15 protein-coding genes and 1 pseudogene are annotated in these 18,946 nt (G+C 71.5%); 7 read left to right on the forward strand and 9 right to left on the reverse strand.

The window, feature by feature from the left end:
• Positions 1–35: 35 nt before the first annotated feature.
• Positions 36–1,013 (reverse strand): WD40 repeat domain-containing protein, encoded by a 978-nt coding sequence (locus ABEA82_RS19025; protein ID WP_345662743.1) that lies wholly within the window; start codon positions 1,011–1,013, stop codon positions 36–38.
• A gap of 114 nt (positions 1,014–1,127) precedes the next feature.
• On the opposite strand from ABEA82_RS19025, the gene ABEA82_RS19030 reads away from it, so the two are divergent.
• Positions 1,128–1,802 (forward strand): SGNH/GDSL hydrolase family protein, encoded by a 675-nt coding sequence (locus ABEA82_RS19030; protein ID WP_345662744.1) that lies wholly within the window; start codon positions 1,128–1,130, stop codon positions 1,800–1,802.
• On the opposite strand, the gene ABEA82_RS19035 is transcribed toward ABEA82_RS19030, so the two are convergent.
• Positions 1,790–2,548, reverse strand: coding sequence for an aminoglycoside adenylyltransferase family protein (locus tag ABEA82_RS19035; protein ID WP_425588535.1), 759 nt, complete (start codon positions 2,546–2,548; stop codon positions 1,790–1,792). The two genes, ABEA82_RS19030 and ABEA82_RS19035, sit on opposite strands and share 13 nt — an antisense overlap.
• A 48-nt stretch (positions 2,549–2,596) precedes the next feature.
• On the opposite strand from ABEA82_RS19035, the gene ABEA82_RS19040 reads away from it, so the two are divergent.
• The gene (locus tag ABEA82_RS19040) at positions 2,597–3,589 is read left to right on the forward strand and encodes an aldo/keto reductase (protein ID WP_345662745.1); all 993 of its coding nucleotides are present in this window, start codon (positions 2,597–2,599) and stop codon (positions 3,587–3,589) included.
• Between the two features lie 237 nt (positions 3,590–3,826).
• On the opposite strand, the gene thpR is transcribed toward ABEA82_RS19040, so the two are convergent.
• Positions 3,827–4,399, reverse strand: a complete 573-nt coding sequence (thpR, locus tag ABEA82_RS19045) for an RNA 2',3'-cyclic phosphodiesterase (protein ID WP_345662746.1) — start codon at positions 4,397–4,399, stop codon at positions 3,827–3,829.
• A 219-nt stretch (positions 4,400–4,618) separates the two neighbouring features.
• On the opposite strand from thpR, the pseudogene ABEA82_RS19050 reads away from it, so the two are divergent.
• Positions 4,619–5,081: pseudogene (locus ABEA82_RS19050) on the forward strand (Uma2 family endonuclease).
• Positions 5,082–5,087: 6 nt separating this feature from the next.
• Here ABEA82_RS19050 and ABEA82_RS19055 read toward each other — a convergent pair.
• Both ABEA82_RS19055 and ABEA82_RS19060 read right to left on the reverse strand, forming a co-directional pair.
• Positions 5,088–6,470, reverse strand: coding sequence for an MFS transporter (locus ABEA82_RS19055; protein WP_345662747.1), 1,383 nt, complete (start codon positions 6,468–6,470; stop codon positions 5,088–5,090).
• 27 nt (positions 6,471–6,497) lie between these two features.
• Positions 6,498–6,935 (reverse strand): MarR family winged helix-turn-helix transcriptional regulator, encoded by a 438-nt coding sequence (locus ABEA82_RS19060; protein ID WP_345662748.1) that lies wholly within the window; start codon positions 6,933–6,935, stop codon positions 6,498–6,500.
• Positions 6,936–7,089: 154 nt separating this feature from the next.
• Between ABEA82_RS19060 and ABEA82_RS19065 the strand changes: the two genes are divergently transcribed.
• Positions 7,090–7,272, forward strand: coding sequence for a ribbon-helix-helix protein, CopG family (locus tag ABEA82_RS19065; RefSeq protein ID WP_345662749.1), 183 nt, complete (start codon positions 7,090–7,092; stop codon positions 7,270–7,272).
• 13 nt (positions 7,273–7,285) lie between these two features.
• Here ABEA82_RS19065 and ABEA82_RS19070 read toward each other — a convergent pair whose 3' ends face one another.
• On the reverse strand, positions 7,286–8,737 hold the full coding sequence (locus ABEA82_RS19070; RefSeq protein WP_345662750.1) for an NCS2 family permease: 1,452 nt from the start codon (positions 8,735–8,737) through the stop codon (positions 7,286–7,288).
• Between the two features lie 117 nt (positions 8,738–8,854).
• Between ABEA82_RS19070 and ABEA82_RS19075 the strand changes: the two genes are divergently transcribed.
• On the forward strand, positions 8,855–9,139 hold the full coding sequence (locus tag ABEA82_RS19075; RefSeq protein WP_345662751.1) for a DUF2530 domain-containing protein: 285 nt from the start codon (positions 8,855–8,857) through the stop codon (positions 9,137–9,139).
• Positions 9,140–9,653: 514 nt separating this feature from the next.
• On the forward strand, positions 9,654–12,047 hold the full coding sequence (locus tag ABEA82_RS19080; RefSeq protein ID WP_345662752.1) for an HAD-IC family P-type ATPase: 2,394 nt from the start codon (positions 9,654–9,656) through the stop codon (positions 12,045–12,047).
• 25 nt (positions 12,048–12,072) lie between these two features.
• Here the strand turns inward: ABEA82_RS19080 and ABEA82_RS19085 are convergent, their stop codons facing one another.
• The 3 genes from ABEA82_RS19085 to ABEA82_RS19095 all read right to left on the reverse strand — a co-directional run bounded on the left by ABEA82_RS19085 (position 12,073) and on the right by ABEA82_RS19095 (position 17,166).
• Complete coding sequence (locus ABEA82_RS19085) at positions 12,073–12,831, reverse strand: calcium-binding protein (RefSeq protein WP_345662753.1); 759 nt, start codon at positions 12,829–12,831, stop codon at positions 12,073–12,075.
• 158 nt (positions 12,832–12,989) lie between these two features.
• A complete protein-coding gene (locus ABEA82_RS19090; protein WP_345662754.1) occupies positions 12,990–16,136 on the reverse strand; it encodes a sacsin N-terminal ATP-binding-like domain-containing protein in 3,147 nt (1,048 codons plus the stop codon).
• A gap of 103 nt (positions 16,137–16,239) precedes the next feature.
• Entirely contained in the window at positions 16,240–17,166 is a 927-nt protein-coding gene (locus ABEA82_RS19095) for a DUF3027 domain-containing protein (protein ID WP_345662755.1), read from the reverse strand.
• Between the two features lie 252 nt (positions 17,167–17,418).
• Between ABEA82_RS19095 and ABEA82_RS19100 the strand changes: the two genes are divergently transcribed.
• Positions 17,419–18,852: an MFS transporter gene (locus tag ABEA82_RS19100; RefSeq protein WP_345662756.1), complete on the forward strand. Its 1,434-nt coding sequence runs from the start codon at positions 17,419–17,421 to the stop codon at positions 18,850–18,852.
• Positions 18,853–18,946: the final 94 nt, after the last annotated feature.

Consider the following 18,946-nt stretch of genomic DNA (forward strand, 5'->3'; position numbering starts at 1 on the left):
CGGCCTCGGACCGGTAGGCCGGCTCGCCCTGGTGGCTACCTCCGGCGCCGCAGCCCGCGCAGACCGAGCAGGGCGACGCAGGCGACGGCCACGGCGATGGCGCCGGTCTTGAGGTTGCCGCTCAGTCCGTCGCCGCTGTCGCCGCCGTCCTGCGCGGCCGAACTGCCGCTGCCGGACGAGGCGTTCCCGCCGCCCCCGGGCGCGTCCTGCCCCTCCACGGAGCTGTCGGCTCCCTCGGCGCCGTACATGAGCCGCTTGCCGTCGGCGGTGTAGGTGACGGACTCGCCCTGCCCGAGGAACGGCACCCCGAGCCGCTTCTCGCGCTTGATCTTCCCGCCGTTCCAGTCGTACGCGATCGCGCCGAAGTAGCTGCGTACGACGAGGTGTTCGCCGTCCGGGGAGAGCGTGGCGTCGGTGGCCTCCAGGTCGGGGACGGCCGCGACGGGCTTGAAGACGTTGGTCCCGGAGGCGGAGAGCTCGGCCGGCCCCTCGTACAGGTGTCCGCCCTTCTCGTTCTTGTCGACGATGTAGGCGCGGCCGGTCTTCGGGTGCACGACGAGGGACTCGGCGTCACGGGCCCCGTCGGAGTACTTCACGACGTACTGCGTGGCCCGGATCGTCTGGTCCTTCAGCGTCTTCGGCTCGGGCAGTTCGTAGATCCACACGTGGGGCCAGCCACCGCCGAGGTTGTCGCCGATGTCGCCGACGTAGATCCGGTTGCCCGGGCCGATGGAGATGGCCTCGACGTCCCGGGGCGTACCGACACCGGTGAGGGTGAGGCGGGCGACGGTCTCGCCGGTCCTGCTGTCGACGGCGTAGAGGTAGGGGCCGTCGTCACTGTCGTTGTGCGTCCAGTAGATGCCGGGGTGCAGGCGGGAGGCGGCCAGTCCGCTGGACTCCGTGATGCGCGGGTCCTTGATGGTGAAGTCCTCGTCGGCGTCTGCGGCGGAGGCGGGCACGGCGAAGGCGCCCACGAGGAGGGCCCCGGCGAGGAGGGCGAAGGGTCTGCGCATGCCCCAAGCCTGCCATCCCGCTCGGCGGTTCAGCGGGCGTGGCGCGGAGGGCGGGCCACCGCGCGTGGCCCGACTCACACCCCATCCGGCGCCCTGATCCAGCATCATGAGCGGATGCTCAGGTTCATGCCCGTCGGTGACTCCATGACGATCGGAAGCGCGGGCGAACACACATGGCGGTACCGGCTGTGGCAGCACCTGTCCCGGTCCTACGGCGGCCCCTGCACCCTCGTCGGCCCGCGCGAGACGCTCTACGACAAGCTCGCCGAGGCCCCGGAGTCGTACGCGTACGCCGAACCCGACTTCCCGCGCGCCCACCTGGCCGGCTGGGGCGAGGGCTGGCTGCACATGGCGCCGCTGATCGGCGAGGCGGTGCGGAAGTACCGCGCGGACATCCTGCTGGTCTCCCTCGGCCTGATCGACCTGGGCTTCTACACGAACGCCGAGCAGACCGCCGACAACGTCCGGGCCTTCGTGGCCGAGGCGCGGGCGGCGAACCGGCGGGTGCGGATGGTGTGGCTGCCGGTGATACCGAACGTGCGTGCCCAGACGGACACGCCTTTCGCCACCGAGGTCGCCCGCTTCAACGAACTGCTGGCGAAGACGGCCGCCGACCTCGACGAGCCCGGCTCCCCCATCCTCCTCGCCTCGCTCCCGCCGTCGTACGCCGTCCACACCGACACCTATGACGGCACCCACCCCAGCGCGAGCGGCGAACACAAGATCGCGGCGGCCTTCGCGGAGGCGATGTACCAGGCCTGGGACCTGGCCGAGCCCTACGAGGAGTGACTCGCGGCGATCGCCCGGGCCAGGAACTCCGCGCAGGCCCGGGGCGCCGGACCGTCCCAGCGTTCTTCCTCCTCGCCCAGGTAGACGGCCCGGGCATGGGCCAGAGCGGGCCGGTGCCCGGCGGGAAGCCGGTCCGCCGCCCACTTGGCGGCGGCGTCCTTCGACCGGATGCCCCCGGTCTCGAGCGTGGTCCACACCCGGGCGAGGGTGAGCAGCACGTTGCGCGTGTCGGTCTCCACCTCCGCCATGAGCTCCGGCACCCCGGCGACGATGGCCCGCCGCAGATCGGCGACCGGCACGGGGTCGAGCAGCTCGGCGGGCCGGGGGCCGTACAGCGGGGCGTCGGCGAGCAGGACCATGGTGAGGACGGGCGCGAGATCGGGGTTGGGCTCGGGGGCGGGGGTCACCCCGTGCTCGAACTCCTCGCGCAGCCACTCTCCGTAGAGGAACTCGCAGCTGGGCGGGTACCGCCAGGGCCGCACGTCGTCCTGCACGACCAGGGTCGTCTCGACGGGCCGCCGCCCCTCCCCCAGCCCCGACACCTTGAGCAACTCCTCGACGAGGTGACGGCGTTGCCCGTGCGTCGTGCGCTCGCGCACCACCGCCAGGACGTCCACGTCACTGTGCGGGCGCAGGCCGCCGAGGGTGGCGGAGCCGTGCAGACAGACGCCGAGGAGGGAGTCCCCGAGGGTGCTGATCAGAAGCTGGACGAGGTGCTCGGTGTCGAACTGGCCTGTCATGTCCATGGGAATACCCCTTGCTTGGAGCGCACTCCAAGACGTTGGCTTGGCGGCATGAAGTACACGCAGCTCGGACGCACGGGACTCAAGGTCAGCCGGCTCGTCCTCGGCACCATGAACTTCGGCCCGCAGACCGACGAGGCCGACAGCCACGCCATCATGGACGCGGCGCTGGACGCGGGCATCAACTTCTTCGACACCGCCAACGTGTACGGCTGGGGCGAGAACAAGGGCCGTACCGAAAGCATCATCGGCAACTGGTTCGCCAAGGGCGAGGGACGGCGCGACAAGGTCGTCCTCGCCACCAAGGTGTACGGCAACATGGGCGCCGACGGCCCGGCCTGGCCCAACCACGACAAGCTCTCCGCGGTCAACATCCGGCGGGCCGTGGACGCCAGCCTGAAGCGGCTCCAGACGGACCACATCGACGTCTACCAGTTCCACCACATCGACCGGAACACCCCCTTCGACGAGATCTGGCAGGCGATCGACGTCCTGGTCCAGCAGGGCAAGATCCTTTACGTCGGATCGTCGAACTTCCCCGGCTACAAGATCGCCCAGGCCAACGAGATCGCCGCCCGGCGCGGCGGGACCATCGGCCTGGTCAGCGAGCAGTGCCTGTACAACCTCGCCGAGCGGCGCGCCGAGATGGAGATCATCCCGGCCGCGCAGGAGTACGGGCTGGGCGTCATCCCGTGGTCGCCGCTGCACGGCGGTCTGCTGGGCGGTGTCCTCAAGAAGGAGGTCGAGGGCGGCCGCCGCGCCTCCGGCCGCGCGGCCGACGCACTCGCCGACCCCGCCACCCGCGCACAGATCCAGTCCTACGAGGACCTGCTCGACAAGCACGGCATCGAGCCCGGCGAGGCCGCCCTGGCCTGGCTGCTGACCCGCCCCGGCGTGACCGGCCCGATCGTCGGCCCCCGCACCGCCGAACAGCTCGCCTCCGCTGTCCGCGCCTCCGAGCTGGAACTCTCCGAGGAGCTCCTGACCGGCCTGGACGAGATCTTCCCGGGCCCGGGCCCGAGCCCGGAGGCTTTTGCCTGGTAGGTCGCCCCTTCAGGGGCGCGAGCCGGTGTCTCGATGTCCGCGGTTCCCCCGCCGCCCCCCAGGGGCGCGGGGAACTGCGCGACAAGCCCCCACCGGCCCTCAGCCGGAACACGACCGACCGCGCTCCCTCGCCCCCGCTACTTCCCGATCACGGAAGCGAGGGCGACGACGAGAAACATCAGCACGAGCACACCGGCCATGATCCGGTTGCGGGTTTTCGGGTCCACGCCATCGAGCCTAACCGGCACCCCCGAGTGCCCAGCGCCCGACCGCCTGGTACCGGGGCTGCTCGCCCGGAACCCCCGAGGTCGGCAGGTTGCTGCGCACCAGCGCCAGCTCGTCCACGGTCCAGGTCCGGCCGGCGAACTGGTCGAGAGCGTCCAGGAAGGCCCGGACATTCCCCGACTCCCGCCGACGGGCCACGGTCAGATGGGCCTTGTACCGCCGGTGCTCCCCCATCGGCACCCCCGCCTTGCGCGCCGCCGCCTCCGCCCGCTCGGCGAGCAGCCGCAGGGTCGCCAGATCACCCTCGGCCCCGGCCCACAGCGCCTTGCCCCGCCCGAACTGACCACCGCCCCGCAGTGCCAGCGGGAACGGCCCGGTACGGTGCGCGGCCCGCTCCAGCCGGGCCGACAGCTCGGGCACGAGGGCCTCGTCGACCTCGCCGTAGAAGGCCAGCGTGAAGTGCCACCCGGGGCGGCCGGTCCAGCGCATCCCGTCGGCGCCAGGGAGCCCGCGCAACTCATCGACCACGGTGCCGAGTTCACGGCACACCTCGTCCGGTGGCAGCACGGCCGCGAAGAGTCTCATGGGTCCAGCCTGGCACCATGAGCCCATACGGATCACCATCCGGGACGGCGGTCCCGACGTCGACGGCGTCCCCGCAGGCACCCTCACCCTCACCGGTTCGCCGGGCGCCCACCGCAGGTGTGGACGGCCTCCAGGCCCGGGCGTGTCCCGGTCACCGTGCGTACCGTTGTACTGCGCGGCCGGACCCATCCAAGGGTGCGGCCGGGGAGGAACGCCACGATGACCGTCCTTGACGACAGGATCGAGATGGCCGACAGCAGTGGCGAACTCACCCTCGACATGATGTTCGAGTGGGTGGAGACGATGCCGGTCCCCGAGGGGTACAAGGTCGAGATCGTCGGGGGGAACATCTTCACGGCGCCTCAGCGGGACACCCACTGGGACATCATCGCGGACATCTACGACCAGCTGCGCACCAAGTATCCGCGCAAGCGCGTGAAGTCCGACGTCCGCGTCGACTACCCGGGCCACAGACTACGGCCCCAAGAAGGACGCCTACGCCACGGCCGGCGTCCCGGTGTACCTGATCGTGGATCCGTACACCGGCCGCTGGCACCTGCACACCAAGCCCAAGGACGGCGAGTACCGAGGTGAGCTGAGTCTCGACTTCGGGGACGAGGTCGACCTGACCGGCACCGTGGTCGGCCTCGTCCTCAAGACCGACGAGTTCCCCCGCGACTGACCTCCGCTACGCCGCCGGAGCCAGTGCCGGCTCCTGCTCCTGCTCCCGGGGTACGAACCGCACCCGCGGGTGGCCGCGGTGCCAGCCGACCGACAGGCGGAGGTTGCCCACACGGGCCAGGATCAGGCCGATGACGGCCGCCGCCACGGCAGCCACCGCACCGCCGGTCGCGAGACCCACCCGGGCGCCGTACGTGTCGGTGATCCAGCCGACGATCGGGGCGCCGACCGGGGAGCCGCCGAGGAAGACCATCATGTAGAGGGCCATGACGCGGCCGCGCATCGCCGGGTCCGTGGACATCTGGATGCTGGTGTTCGTCGTCACGTTGACCGTCATGCCGAACAGGCCCAGCGGGACCATGAGCAGCGCGAACATCCACAGCGTCGGGGTCGTGGCCGCCAGGATCTCCAGGGTGCCGAAGGCCATGGCCGCCACGATCAGCAGGCGCAGCCGGGCCGTGCCCCGCCGGGCCGCGAGCAGTGCTCCCACGACCGAGCCGACCGCCATCAGCGTGTTGAACATGCTGTACGCGCCCGCGCCCGCGTGGAACACGTCGTCCGCGAAGGCCGAGAGGTAGACGGGGAAGTTGAAGGCGAACGTGCCGACGAAGCCGACCAGGACGATCGGCCAGATCAGTTCGGGCCGTCCGGTGACGTAGCGCACGCCCTCCCGCAGCTGCCCCTTGCCGCGTGGGGCCCGCTCGACGACGTGCAGGTCGCGGGCCCGCATCAGCAGCAGGCCGGCGAGCGGCGCGACGAAGGACAGGCCGTTGAAGAGGAACGCCCAGCCGGTGCCGACGCCGGTGATCAGCAGGCCCGCGACGGCGGGGCCGACCAGGCGGGCGGACTGGAAGTTGGCCGAGTTCAGGCTGACCGCGTTCTGCAGCTGCCCGGGGCCGACCAGCTCGGAGACGAAGGACTGCCGGGCCGGGTTGTCGACGACCGTGGCGAGGCCGACGGCGAAGGCGGCCACGTACACGTGCCACACCTGGACCTGGCCGGTGAGGGTCAGGACGGCGAGGGCGATCGCGGTGACGCCCATCGACGACTGCGTCACGAGCAGCGTGGGCCGCTTGCGCAGCCGGTCGACGAGGACACCGCCGTAGAGGCCGAAGAGCAGCATCGGCAGGAACTGCAGCGCGGTCGTGATGCCGACGGCGGCGGAGGAGCCGGTGAGGCTGAGCACCAGCCAGTCCTGGGCGATGCGCTGCATCCAGGTGCCGATGTTGGAGACGACCTGCCCCAAGAAGAACAGGCGGTAGTTCCTGACCTTCAGGGAGGAGAACATCGAGGACTTGCGCGCGGGGCGGGCGGCGGGTGCGTCGGAGGCGGGCGGGGAATCGTGGGGGTCAGGTGCGGGGGCGGAAGCTGCTCCGGGTCCCGAACTCAAATGTGTCGCCTCCTTGCAACGGCCTTCTTACAGATGCGCGAGCTTCTCCAGCACGGGGGCGGCGGCGCGGAGTTTCGCCCACTCGTCCTCGTCGAGGTTCTCCACCAGCGAGGCCAGGAACGCGTTCCGCTTGCGGCGGCTCTCCTCGAGCATGACCTCGGCCTGCTCGGTGCGCGTCACGACCTTCTGGCGCCGGTCCTCGGGGTGCGGCTCCAGGCGGACCAGTCCCTTGGACTCCAGCAGCGCCACGATGCGGGTCATCGACGGCGGCTGGACATGCTCCTTACGGGCGAGCTCGCCCGGTGTGGCGCTGCCGCACAGAGACAGGGTGCCGAGCACCGACATCTCGGTGGGGCTGAGCGACTCGTCGACCCGCTGGTGCTTGAGCCGACGGGACAGCCGCATCACGGCGGATCGGAGGGAGTTCACGGCGGCTACATCGCCGCCATGGCTGAGGTCCGGCATGTTCTTTAGAGTAACTCATTACTCTAACTAAAGACCAACCGGGACGCACAGAACGCCCGTGACGTCGGCCACTGAACCGTGACACCACTCATACGGGTGATCCGGCGCCCGAACCGGACACACCACACCGAAGAGTGCCGCGACCCTCGTGGTCATGGGGACCAGCGTGCTCAGTCTGCGCATAGACCACGACCTGCTCGAACGGCTCCGGCACCATGCCGCCAAAAGAGGAACGAGCGTCCAGGACTACGTCGTCCGGACGCTCGTTCGAGATGACTTCGACCAACGGTTCCAGGCCGCCGTCGAAGAGACAGAGAAGTTCTACGACCTCACCTGAGGGACTCGGCGGATCACGTGAGACCGAGGGCCGGCATCAGGTAGTAGAAGGCGAACACCGCCGCCACCGCGTACATCGCCACCGGCACCTCCCGGCCCCGCCCGGCCGCAAGGCGCAGCACCACGAAGGTGACGAAGCCCATGCCGATGCCGTTGGTGATCGAGTACGTGAACGGCATCATCAGCATCGTCACGAACGCCGGGATGGCGATCGTGTAGTCCGCCCAGTCGATCTCCTTGACCGAGCCGGCCATGATCAGGAAGCCGACCGCGAGCAGGGCCGGGGTGGCCGCCTGGGACGGCACCATCGTGGCGACCGGGGTCAGGAAGAGGGCGACGGCGAAGAGTCCGCCGGTTACGACGTTCGCGAGGCCGGTGCGGGCCCCCTCGCCGACGCCGGCCGTGGACTCGACGAAGGCGGTGGTGGCGGAGGAGGAGCTGGCACCACCGGCGGCGACCGCGAGGCCGTCGACGAACAGCACCTTGTTGATGCCGGGCATCTGGCCCTGCGCGTCCGTCAGCTTCGCCTCGTCGGAGACGCCCATGATCGTGCCCATCGCGTCGAAGAAGCACGACAGCAGCACGGTGAAGACGAAGAGCACACCGGTCAGCAGGCCGACCTTGCCGAAGCCGCCGAACAGGCTGACCTGGCCGACCAGGCCGAAGTCGGGGCTGGCCACCGGATTGCCGGGCCACTTCGGAGTGGTGAGGCCCCAGCTCGGCACGTTGGCCATCGCCTCGATGACCACGGCGACGACGGTCATGGCGACGATCGAGATCAGGATCGCGCCGGACACCTTGCGCACGATGAGGGCGAGGGTGAGCAACACACCCAGGATGAAGACCAGGACCGGCCAGCCATTGAGGTGACCGTCGCCACCGAGCTGGAGCGGGACGGTGGTGTGGGCGGCGTCCGGGATCCGGGAGACGAAGCCGGAGTCGACGAGGCCGATCAGCATGATGAACAGGCCGATGCCGATGGAGATGGCTTTGCGCAGCCCGTACGGGACGGCGTTCATGACGCGCTCGCGCAGTCCGGTGGCGACCAGCAGCATGACGACGAACCCGGCGAGGACCACCATGCCCATCGCGTCCGGCCAGGACATGCGCGGGGCGAGCTGGAGGGCGACGACGGAGTTCACGCCGAGACCGGCGGCCAGCGCGATCGGCACGTTGCCGATGACGCCCATGAGCAGGGTGGTGAGCGCGGCGGTGAGGGCCGTCGCGGTGACGAGCTGCCCGTTGTCGAGCTGGTGGCCGTACATGTCCTTCGCGCTGCCGAGGATGATCGGGTTCAGCACGATGATGTAGGCCATCGCGAAGAAGGTGGCAAGGCCACCCCGGACCTCTCGGGACAGGGTGCTGCCCCGCTCGGAGATCCGGAAGAAGCGGTCGAGTGCGCCGTACGTGGGCCCGGCTCCCCCTCGTTCAGGGGCGGGGGCCTTGGCGGGAGCCGAGGACGACATGTGTTTGGTGTTTCCTACGAAGAGAAGTGGTCAGACACAAACCGTTTCAGTATGAACATATAAACTCCCAATAGGCCATCTCCGCGCGTAGACCTGATCGCCTCGTAAGCTGTCCCCATGGCGAAATGGACCCCCAGACACGAGGCGCCGGAGCCCCTGGAGGGCCCCGTGGTCGCCACGATCACCGGCGGCACGATCCTCTGGTTCGTCCTCTTCCTGGTCCAGATCCCCTTCTACGGCTGGTTCGACGACCACGGCCATACCTGGTGGCTGTGGACCTGCCTGGCCGGGGGTGGGCTCGGCTTCATCGGCATCTGGTACGTCCGCAAGCGCGATGCCGCGATCAAGCGGGCCGCCGAGCAGGACACGACGGCGACCGACCCGACACCCTCGGCCCAGTAAGCCCGACGTTTGCGCTGGGGTCGGGGCGTTGCGCAACTCGGCGCCGCGGGGTGCCGCTGCGCCCACCCTCCCCCAAGCTCTCGGCTTCGCTCGAGCAGGGGGGACCCCCATCGCCCCTAGCGGCACGCATGCCCGATGCACCGGTGCGAGGTGCTCGGCGTCGGTGCCCGGGGCGGGGCGTTGCGCAGCCCGGCGTGGCGGGGTGCCGCTGCGCCCACCCGTGCCGCCCCAGCGGCACGACTGCCCGCAGCGGGGTACGTGCGCAAGGGGCCGTGTCGGGGGGTGTCCGCCCGCAGTGGGCGGCGCGTGTGACGCCAGTGAGCCGGTAGGTGACCTGGTCGCGCCGTTCCGAGGACGGACACCCCCCGGCGCGGCCCCGACCCACCCACCCACGCGCGCCGGCGCGCCGGCGTACAACCGCCGTACGACCAGGGCACGACGACCGTCCTCCCCAGGTCGGATCTTCTCCGCATTCGGCAGGTGACGCGGCAAATCCGCACGTACCGTCGAATGCATGACGCATCTCGACGCGGGTGCCCGGCTCGACTCCACACGGCCGGGGTCGGTCACCTCGCGCGTGACCGGCCTGACCGGTGCTCAGGTCGCCGAACGGGTGAAGCGCGGACAGGTCAACGACGTGCCGGTGCGCAGCAGCCGCTCCACCGTCGACATCGTCCGCGCGAACGTCTTCACCCGCTTCAACGCGATCATCGGCCTTCTCTGGCTGATCATGCTGGTCGTCGCACCGATCCAGGACAGCCTGTTCGGCTTCGTGATCCTCGCCAACACGGGCATCGGGATCGTCCAGGAGTGGCGCGCGAAGAAGACGCTGGACTCCCTCGCGCTGATCGGCGAAGCGCGGCCCACCGTCCGCCGGGACGGGACCTCCGGACAGGTCGGCACCTCCGAGATCGTCCTCGACGACCTGATCGAGATCGGCCCGGGCGACAAGGTCGTCGTCGACGGCGTCTGTGTCGAGGCCGACGGCCTGGAGATCGACGAGTCGCTGCTCACCGGCGAGGCCGACCCGGTCGTCAAACGCCCCGGCGACCAGGTGATGTCCGGCAGCTTCGTGGTGGCGGGCGGCGGCGCCTTCCAGGCCACGAAGGTCGGGCGGGAGGCGTACGCCGCGCAGCTCGCCGAGGAGGCGTCCCGCTTCACCCTGGTCCACTCCGAGCTGCGCTCCGGTATCTCCACGATTCTCAAGTACGTGACGTGGATGATGGTCCCGACCGCGATCGGCCTGATCATCAGCCAGCTGTTCGTGAAGAACAACGACTTCAAGGACTCGGTCGCGAGGACGGTCGGCGGGATCGTCCCGATGGTCCCCGAGGGACTGGTGCTGCTCACCTCCGTCGCCTTCGCCATCGGCGTCATCCGGCTGGGCCGCAAGCAGTGCCTCGTCCAGGAACTGCCCGCGATCGAGGGGCTGGCCCGGGTCGACACGGTCTGCCTCGACAAGACCGGCACCCTCACCGAGGGCGGCATGGACGTCACCGAGCTGCGGGCCCTCCAGGGCGCCGACGAGACGTACGTCCGCAAGGTGCTCGGCGCCCTCGGCGAGTCGGACCCGCGGCCGAACGGCTCCCTGAAGGCGATCATCGACAGCTACCCGGCCGTAGAGGGCTGGCGCTGCACCCAGGCGCTGCCCTTCTCCTCGGCGCGCAAGTACAGCGGCGCCGCGTTCAGCGAGGGCGACGGGCAGAGCGCCACGTGGCTGCTGGGCGCGCCGGACGTACTGCTGCCCGGCGACGACCCGGCCCTCACCGAGACCGAGCGGCTGAACGAGCAGGGCCTCCGGGTGCTGCTGCTCGCCCGGGTTGACCGGGACCTCGACGACCCCGAGGTGACCAAGGGGGCGCGCCCCACCGCCCTGGTCGTGCTGGAACAGCGGTTGCGGCCGGACGCGGCCGACACGCTGCGCTACTTCGCCGACCAGAACGTGGCCGCCAAGGTCATCTCCGGCGACAACGCCGTGTCGGTCGGCGCGGTCGCCGCCAAGCTGGGCCTGGCCGGAACCACCGTCGACGCCCGTCGGCTGCCCGCCGAGCAGGACCGCATGGCGCGGTCGCTCGACGAGGCCACGGTGTTCGGCCGGGTCACGCCGCAGCAGAAGCGGAACATGGTGGGCGCGTTGCAGTCGCGCGGGCACACGGTCGCGATGACGGGCGACGGGGTGAACGACGTCCTCGCCCTGAAGGACGCCGACATCGGCGTCGCGATGGGCTCCGGCTCGGAGGCGACCCGGGCGGTCGCGCAGATCGTGCTGATGAACAACAGCTTCGCGACGCTGCCGTCGGTGGTGGCCGAGGGGCGCCGCGTCATCGGCAACATCACGCGGGTCGCGACGCTGTTCCTGGTGAAGACGGTCTACTCGGTGCTGCTGGCGGTCCTGGTGGTCTGCTCACAGGTCGAGTACCCGTTCCTGCCGCGCCACCTGACCCTGCTGTCCACGCTGACGATCGGTATCCCGGCGTTCTTCCTCGCGCTCGCGCCCAACACGGAGCGCGCGAAGCCGCAGTTCGTGCGGCGGGTGATGCGGTACGCGATCCCGGGCGGGGTCGTGGCCGCGGTGGCGACCTTCGTGACGTACCTGGTCGCCCGGGAGCACTACACGGGCCCGGGCGCCCTGGACGCGGAGACCAGCGTCGCGACGCTCACGCTGTTCCTCATCTCCATGTGGGTCCTGGCGATCATCGCCCGCCCGTACACCTGGTGGCGGGTCGGCCTGGTCGCCGCGATGGGCGGGGCGTTCCTGGTGGTGCTGATGGTGCCGTCGCTCCAGCACTTCTTCGCGCTGAAGCTGGTGGGGGTCACCATGCCGTGGTTGGGGGTGGGTGTCGCGGCGGTGGCGGCGGTCGCCCTGGAACTCGTTTGGAGGTGGGTGGACCGCCGCGCTTCCGTCTGACTGCGGCGCCGTCGTGGGACGCGTTCTACTGCACGTCGACGAAGTCGCCCGCGGCGTTGATCGCCGGAGTGGTGCTCGTGCCCGCGAACGAGTAGCGGTAGTAGCCGTCCGTGGAGGCCGTGACCGTGGTGCTCAGGTTGCCCGTCGAGTTGGTCTTGACCGTCTTCAGCGTGCTGTAGGTGTTGGAGTCCTTCTTGCGGAACTGGAGCTGCACCGACTGGCCGGTGTAACCGGCGTACTTGAGGGTCTCCCAGTTGGCCCGGGCGAGCTTGCCGGTGACCGTGATGGTCCTGCCCTTCTTCACGGGCTCGGGCGAGGCGTTGACCGTGAGCTGCGAGGCGCGCTGGAACTGGAAGGAACCCGCCTTGTCCATCCAGATGTAGTCGTCGTCGTTGGCGTCGATCCAGGCGCTGACGTACCAGGTGCCGGCGTTGGAGTTGCTGAGCATGTCCACCTTCGGGTCCACCAGCACCGAGGCGGTGCAGGTCGAGGTGGTGGAGCTCGACGCCTTGCAGGTGGGCTTGCCGGTCGAGAAGTACCCGTAGTCGGGGCCCTCCAGGGAGAACTCCTCGGCGCCCAGGATGCCCGAGTCGTCGGTCGCGGTCACGCTGACACTGATCGTCTTCGGGCTCGATATGCCCACGGAGACCTTGTTGTCGCCGTCGACGACGACCTTGGTGATCCGGGTGTCGCCGAATCCGCCGTCGGCCTGCGCGGCCGGCACGGCGAGGGCGGAAAGGGCCAGGGCGCCGGTGACGGCGGCCACGGTGGCTCGAATGCGCATGCGTTCCCCAGGTGGAGAGGGGCCCCGGTACTCTTCGTCGGCTCTCGGGGCCCAGATGATCGTGGAGTCTGGTGACTCACGCGATCAGATCCACAAGGCGGTGGAAAGGTTGTACGGGAGGTGAATAATTCGTGTGAAGATCTCGCACGACCTCGCCGTCAGTCGAACCACCGGTCCCGCGCCAGCTCCTCGGTCCGCGACGGATCCTCCAGCAGGGCCGCCACCTCGAACCGCCGCGGCCACTGCCCCGCCGCCCAGGCGAGCCCTGCGGCGACGCCCTCCAGGGTGGCGGCGTGCAGGACGCCGTCGTCCGTCAGACGCCAGTCGATCTCCACACCGTCGACGACGAGTTCCTCGTGCTCGACGTAGGAGGACGGGGTCAGTCGGCCCAGGAGCACGCGAACCGGCTCCGGCACATCGTGCTCCACCCCCTCGGACGTGACCTCCCCCGTCACCGACTCGCTCAGCCGCCGCACCTGGAACAGCTCGGCCAGTTCGGCGGCGCGGGAGGGGCGGACCGGGAGGAGGGGCACCCCGGAGGTGAAGGGCAGCAGGTCCGGGGAGTCGCACACGACGGCCTCCGCCGCGTCCACGACCTCGACCCGCCCGTCGACGACCGCGCGCAGGTCGTCCGGCAGGGTCACCTGCTCCGGGTCCAGCTCGGCCAAGGCCCCGTACAGCGCGTGCAGCTGCGCGTCCGTCACCTCGCGCTCGGGGTCGGCGAGGTGGTCGAGGAGTTCGGCGGCTCCGCCGGGCTCGTCGAGCAGCGCGGCGACGGACGTCCGGACGCCCAGCGCCCGCAGCACCTGTTCGTCTTCGAACCCGGTGGCGTCGGCCTCGTCGTAGAGACCGCGCAGGAGGGGGTCGCCGCCTGCCGAGCGGAGGCCCGCGGGACGGCGGCCGTCGAGGACCGGGTTCCCGCGCAGCCACCAGGCGGTGTACGGGCGGACGGTCTCGTGCGTGCCGTCGTGCAGCAGGATCCGCACCGGCTGGACGATCGCGTCCCGCAGGGGCGGCCGCGACAGCAGGGACAGGGCCTCGGGCCACTTGTCCTCGTCGACCAGGTCGAGATCGCGGACGGCGATGATCTCGGTGGCGACCGGCGGTACCGGGCTGTCCGGGAAACGGTCGAGGACGTCCTCCGCCCACACGTCGACCGCGTCCAGCAGGCCCGGGTCGTCGGGCTCCGCGAAGTCGCCCTCGCGGGGCTCCAGTTCGTCGGGGTCGAGGACGACATCGGTGGCCCGGACGAGCGCGAAGGTCACCAGCACCCCGCAGGCCGCCAGCGGCTGCTCGCCCCACTTGCCGGCCAGTTCGGCGTCCACCGCGGCCAGTTCGCCCTCACGCATGACCTGGGCGAAGGGGCCGCCGGGGTAGACGAGTTCGCAGGCCGGGGCCGGTTCGCCGTCCTCGTCGGGCAGGGCGAGCGCGCCGAGCCAGGGCTCGTCACCGGGCTCCAGACCCGCGTCCCGCACCAGCGCGAGCACGGTGTCGGCCAGCTCCTCGGCGTCGAGCGCGTCCTCCTCCCAGCTCACGCCGCCCTCGTCGTCGAGCGACGCGGCGACGGCGGCCCGCACCTGCGGGGTGGTGAGGACGGCCCGTGGGGTGGCGGGCAGGGCGCCCAGCTTCTCCAGGATCGGGTGCGCGGCGTCCGGGTGCGCGACCTTCAGGCCGAGTCGGGCCAGCACCTCCGGGTCGATCCGGGCGGCCTCCGGACTGGGCAGGAGCACCTGCCGGGGCCCGATCGTCGTACGGCCGTCCGCGAGCGGCACGGGCAGCCCGGACAGCCGGTCCGGGTCCACTCCGGCCAGGCTGTCGTAGAGCCGCCGCCACCAGCCGGGCTCCTTCTCCAGCCCGGCCAGCCGGTCGATGGCGTCGGTCAGCGGGACGCGTGCCACGCCCAGCGTGCGCAGCTCCGCGCGCCGTTCCAGCCCGGCGGGCAGCAGGGTGGGCAGCACCTCGGCGAGCACTCGCACGGTGTCCGCGCCCGCGCCCTCGACGATCTCGGCGTCCCGGGGCCGCAGGGACTCAGGGAGTTCGTCGTCACCCTCGTGGGCGGCGGGCGGGAGAAACGCCGGGTGGGCGGGCGGGAGAAACGCCGTGCGCGGCAGCCGCTCCAGGATCGCCTGGCGCAGGACGCCGTCCAGCTCGCCCTGGCCGAGCGGGCCGGGCACGAGGTCGATGAGTCCCGCGGTCACCGGCCGCCAGCCGCCGAGCAGTTCGGCGTACGCGTCGGCCGCGCGCTGGACCAGGAAGTCGGTCAGCGGACCGGGGGCGGCGTGCCGGCGGGTGGAGTCCAGCGGGAACGAGGCGATGAGCAGGGCGGGGACACCGAGCGGCTCGTCGCTGGGGGTGGGGGCGTGCACGACCGGGCTGGTGCGGGGCCGGGCGGGGCTGCCGTCGGCGTCGACGGGCACGGCCCAGGTGACGGACCAGTGGGGGCGCAGCCGCTCCTCGACGGGCCGGCCGGCGAGCAGGTCGGGGGTGAGGGGGCCGTGCGCGGCGGAGGTGCGCCAGTGGGTGACGCCGCCCAGGGAGTCGTCGACGACGGTGAAGGGACCGTCCGTGCGGCGGGAGATCGTCCGGGGGCTCTCGTCGTGGATCTCCACGACGACCTCTTCGAGGCCGGGGAGGGCGAGCAGCAGGGCGTCGTCCACGGCCCGCAGCAGGCGTTCGGCGAGGTCGGCGGCGGGGGTGTCGCGCAGGGGGAGGATGACGGCGGTGTCGTACGGGCCGGGCGCGGAGCCCTCGGCGGCGAACGGCAGCCGCAGCAGGGGTACGTGCCCGTCGCGCCGCCGGATCTCGTCTCCGAGGCCGGGGCTGTGCCGGGCGGTGTCGGCGGCCAGTTCCCGGGCCTCGGCGAGGGACCAGCGGACCCCGCCGTGCCGGCCGACGAGGGCGGGCTCGTCGGTGACGGACAGGACGGCGGCGAAGCCGACGCCGAAACGTCCGACGGCGTGCTCGTTGGTCTCGCGCTTCGCCGACGCCCGCAGGGTGGACAGCGACTCGACCCCGGCCGCGTCCAGCGGCGCCCCGGTGTTGGCGGCGACGAGAACGCCCTCCCGCAGGGTGAGCCGCAACCGCCCCGGCACCCCGGCGCGGGCCGCGGCGTCGGCGGCGTTCTGGGCGAGCTCGACGACGAGCCGGTCCCGGTAGCCGCCGAGGACGAGGTCCTCCTCGGCGTTGGCGTCCTCACGGAACCGGGCGGGGCTGGTGGCCCAGGCGTCGAGGACACCGCGCCGCAGGCGGGCCGTACCGAACGGGTCGGCCCCCTCGGCGGCGGGCCGCACGAACTTGCTGCTCACGTTCCGGTCCTCTTCCTCGTCGGCGTGAGGACGAAGGTACCGCTTGGGGAGCGGGGGGTGTCCGCCACGTCCCCGGGAGTGGCCCAGTTCCTCGGTGCCCTCCCTAGGAGTGGCCCAGTTCCTCGGTGTCCTCGTCCGACGTCGCCGGCACCGAACCCGAGTCGGGCGCCGGGCGCAGGGGGAACGGGTCCACCCGGGTCTCGTCGATCACCGGCGGGGCCGGCTGCGGGGGCCGGGGCATGACCGCGGCCTCGGAGTGGCCGCCGCAGCCGTAGGACAGGGAGACGAGGCGGCCGTCGGCCGGGGAGAACTCGTTGGCGCAGACGCCGAAGGCCTGGCCCAGGGAGCCGCCGATGGGGACGAGGAAGCCGCAGGTGACGCAGGCCGCGGGGGCCGACTGGGCCATGGGGGTCTTGGCGCCGAACGCCTCCTCCCAGCGGTCGGCGGCGGTGTGCAGGCCGTAGCGGGAGAGCACCCGGGCGCGGCGCATGCCCAGTTCCTCCGCCACGGCCGCGATCGAACCGCGGGACGGGGTGAGGGGAAGGCGCGCCGGCGGGCCGGAGGTGACGTCCGCGTCCTCCGCCTCCACCAGGTCGGCCATCTCGTGCGACACGGCCGAGTTCGGCGCCGGCTCGTCCTCACCGGAGAAGCCCGGCTCCAGCCGGAGGTCCTCCGCGTCGGTGGGCAGCAGATCCCCCGGGCCCATGTCGCCCGGGCGCAACCGCTCGCTCCACGGCACCCACTCGGGGGCGAGCACCGCGTCCGGGCCGGGCAGCAGCACCGCCTCGTCCACGGTGACGATCTTCGCGCGGGACGCCCGGGCCACCGTCACCGCCCAGCGCCAGCCCCGGTACCCGAGCTCCCGGCACTCGAAGAAGTGCGTGACAACGCGGTCTCCCTCGGAGACCAGACCCACGTGCTCGCCGACCACACCGGGCGCGGCGGCCTCCTCGGCGGCGCCGCGTGCGAGGTCGACGGCCTCGGCGCACAGACGGTCAGGGGTGCGGCTTCGCGTTGTCGCTGCGCTCACAGGTATCGCTTCTCTCCATACGCCGTCTCACGAGTGCGCCACTCCCAGCGCCAGGGCGGACGGAGCGGACCAGGGGACCGCGTCGACGTCCTTCATCCATTCTGCGGGATGGCCGAGATACGCACGCTACCCTTCCGCCCCACTTCACGTACACCGACGGTGCCATGACCCGACCAATCGGACAGTCACCCCACAGGCCCTATACAAGCGGTAACGGCACTACCCACGGCCTTCACGGGGCACTATGACGACGTGGCAGCCGCGAAGACGCCTCCGGGCGCCACCGGGACCGGTGGGTCGAAAGGGGTCAAGGGAAACAGCCGACTGAGCGGAACGGGCCGTCTGGGCGGCTCCTTCCGCCGGGTCGGCCGTGCCCTGCACTTCCCGGTGACCGGGACCGCCCGCGGCATCCGCAAGGCCACCCACGCCCACGGCGCCGGCGAGTCCGGCCTCGGCAAGCTGATCGAGCTGCACGGTGTGAACGGCGCCGGCGACATGATGATCACCGTCGCCCTCGCGTCGACCGTGTTCTTCTCCGTACCGACCGACGAGGCCCGCGGCCGGGTCGCGCTGTACCTCGCCATCACCATGGCGCCCTTCACCCTCCTCGCGCCGGTGATCGGCCCCCTCCTCGACCGCATCCCGCACGGCCGCCGCGCGGCGATGGCCTGCGCGATGCTCGCCCGGGCGCTGCTCGCGATCGTCCTGTCCGGCGCGGTCGTCAGCGGCAGCATCGAGCTGTACCCGGCGGCACTGGGCGTCCTCGTCGCCTCGAAGGCGTACGGGGTGGTCAGAAGCGCCGTCGTGCCCCGGCTGCTGCCGCCCCGCTTCTCCCTGGTGAAGGCCAACTCCCGGGTCACCCTCGGCGGGCTCCTCGCCACCGGCATCGCCGCGCCGGTCGGCGCCGGCCTCCAGCAGATCGGGCCGCGCTGGCCCCTCTACGGCGCCTTCGCGATCTTCGTGGCAGGGACGTTCCTGTCGTTCAGGCTGCCGCCGAAGGTCGACTCCGCCAAGGGCGAGGACCGAGCCCTGCTGGCCGCCGACGAAGAGCACCTGCACGGACCGCACCGCCGGCCCGTCAAGCGCCCCGGGCTGCGCACGGTCGGCCCCGCCGTCACCCATGCCCTGGCCGTCAACGCCTCCATCCGCTGTCTCACCGGCTTCCTGATCTTCTTCCTCGCCTTCCTGCTCCGCGAGCACCCGATCTCCGGCCAGAGCGCCGCCGTGTCCCTGGGGATAGTCGGCGTCTCGGCGGGCGCGGGCAACGCGCTCGGCACGGCCGTCGGGGCCTGGCTGCGGTCCCGGGCGCCGGAGATCATCATCGTGACGGTCGTGGCGTGCGTGTTCGGTGTGGCGATCCTGGCGGCGTTGTTCTTCAGTGCCGTCCTGGTGGCCGGCCTGGCCGCGATGGCCGGGTTCGCGCAGGCCCTGGCCAAGCTGTCCCTGGACGCGCTGATCCAGCGGGACGTGCCCGAGCTGGTCCGTACGTCGGCCTTCGCCCGCTCCGAGACACTGCTCCAGATGTCCTGGGTGCTGGGCGGGGCGATCGGCATCGTGATGCCGCTCAACGGCACGGCCGGACTGGCGGTGGGCGCGGCCATCGTCGGCGCGGGCTGGGTGACGACCGTGCGGGGGCTGATCGACTCGGCCCGGCGCGGTGGCACGACGCGGACGCGGGTGGCGTAGCGGCCTTCTGGCGGATCTCCTGGTGGGTCTCCCGGTGGGTCTCCCGGTGGATCTTTGTCGAGCCGCACCCCGCGTGGGCGGTCCGACCCGCGTG

Source organism: Streptomyces venetus (assembly GCF_039540295.1).
Taxonomy (GTDB): domain Bacteria; phylum Actinomycetota; class Actinomycetes; order Streptomycetales; family Streptomycetaceae; genus Streptomyces; species Streptomyces venetus.

Coding starts and splice junctions, on each gene's coding strand:
- ABEA82_RS19065 (WP_345662749.1), top strand. CDS start 7,090: ATGGGGACCAGCGTGCTCAGTCTGCGCATAGACCACGACCTGCTCGAA.
- ABEA82_RS19080 (WP_345662752.1), top strand. CDS start 9,654: ATGACGCATCTCGACGCGGGTGCCCGGCTCGACTCCACACGGCCGGGG.
- ABEA82_RS19060 (WP_345662748.1), bottom strand. CDS start 6,935: ATGCCGGACCTCAGCCATGGCGGCGATGTAGCCGCCGTGAACTCCCTC.
- ABEA82_RS19075 (WP_345662751.1), top strand. CDS start 8,855: ATGGCGAAATGGACCCCCAGACACGAGGCGCCGGAGCCCCTGGAGGGC.
- ABEA82_RS19040 (WP_345662745.1), top strand. CDS start 2,597: ATGAAGTACACGCAGCTCGGACGCACGGGACTCAAGGTCAGCCGGCTC.
- ABEA82_RS19030 (WP_345662744.1), top strand. CDS start 1,128: ATGCTCAGGTTCATGCCCGTCGGTGACTCCATGACGATCGGAAGCGCG.
- ABEA82_RS19085 (WP_345662753.1), bottom strand. CDS start 12,831: ATGCGCATTCGAGCCACCGTGGCCGCCGTCACCGGCGCCCTGGCCCTT.
- ABEA82_RS19025 (WP_345662743.1), bottom strand. CDS start 1,013: ATGCGCAGACCCTTCGCCCTCCTCGCCGGGGCCCTCCTCGTGGGCGCC.
- ABEA82_RS19070 (WP_345662750.1), bottom strand. CDS start 8,737: ATGTCGTCCTCGGCTCCCGCCAAGGCCCCCGCCCCTGAACGAGGGGGA.
- ABEA82_RS19035 (WP_425588535.1), bottom strand. CDS start 2,548: ATGGACATGACAGGCCAGTTCGACACCGAGCACCTCGTCCAGCTTCTG.
- thpR (WP_345662746.1), bottom strand. CDS start 4,399: ATGAGACTCTTCGCGGCCGTGCTGCCACCGGACGAGGTGTGCCGTGAA.